At 75.4% G+C, this 853-nt stretch carries 1 protein-coding gene; it reads right to left on the bottom strand.

The window, feature by feature from the left end; translation table 11 throughout:
* Positions 1 to 110: 110 nt before the first annotated feature.
* Positions 111 to 824: a 3-oxoacyl-ACP reductase FabG gene (gene fabG, locus G3I53_RS27630; protein ID WP_164438895.1), complete on the bottom strand. Its 714-nt coding sequence runs from the start codon at positions 822 to 824 to the stop codon at positions 111 to 113.
* Between the last annotated feature and the right edge of the window lie 29 nt (positions 825 to 853).

Genomic DNA, 853 nt, shown 5'->3' with positions numbered 1-853 from the left:
GGCCGCGTCGAGGAGGCCGCGCAGCGCCGGGTGGGCGTCGCGGACCGACGCCCACCACAGCTGGCAGGCGCCGGGCCGCAACGCCGGCACGAGCCCCGCGGCCGTGCTCGTCACAGGCCGCCGTCCACGGGCAGCACGGCGCCGGTGACGTAGGAGGCGCGGTCCGAGGCGAGGAAGGCCGCCGCCTCGGCGACCTCCGTCGCCAGGCCCGCCCGGCCGAGCGCGGTGCGTTCCACGACCTGCGTCCTGGCCTGCTCGTCGAGCCCGGCCGACATGTCCGTGTCGATCAGGCCGGGCGCCACCGCGTTGACGCGGATGCCGCGCCGGCCGGCCTCCTTGGCGAGGGAACGCGAGAACGCGATGATCCCGGCCTTGGACGCAGCGTAGTTGGTCTGGCCCGCGTTGCCGTACAGGCCGGAGACGGAGGCGACGGTCACGATGCTGCCGGCCCGCCGCTTCATCATCGGGAAGACCACCGCCCGGCACACGTGGTAGACGCCGTCCAGGTTGGTGTCCACGACCTCGTGCCAGTCGCTGTCGGCCATCAACAGCAGGGGCTTGTCCCGGGTGATGCCGGCCGAGGTGACGGCGACCCCCACCGGCCCGAGATCCCGCTCCGTGGTCTCCACCCAGTCCCGCACGGACGGCGCGTCGGCCACGTCGACCCGCCGCGCCAGCGCCCGGACACCGAGGCCGTCCAGCTCCTTCTCCAGGTTCGCGGCGGCCTGTTCGTCGCCGCGGTAGCAGAAGGAGATGTCGTACCCGTCCCGCGCCAGCCGCAGCGCGACGGCCCGGCCGATGCCGCGCGAGCCGCCGCTGACCAGGGCGACCGGCCGGCCGTCCGCCGGACCCG

Origin of the sequence: Streptomyces sp. SID14436, from assembly GCF_010548465.1 — a bacterium.
Classification (GTDB): domain Bacteria; phylum Actinomycetota; class Actinomycetes; order Streptomycetales; family Streptomycetaceae; genus Streptomyces.
This window is presented reverse-complemented; position numbering and strand designations above follow the sequence as displayed.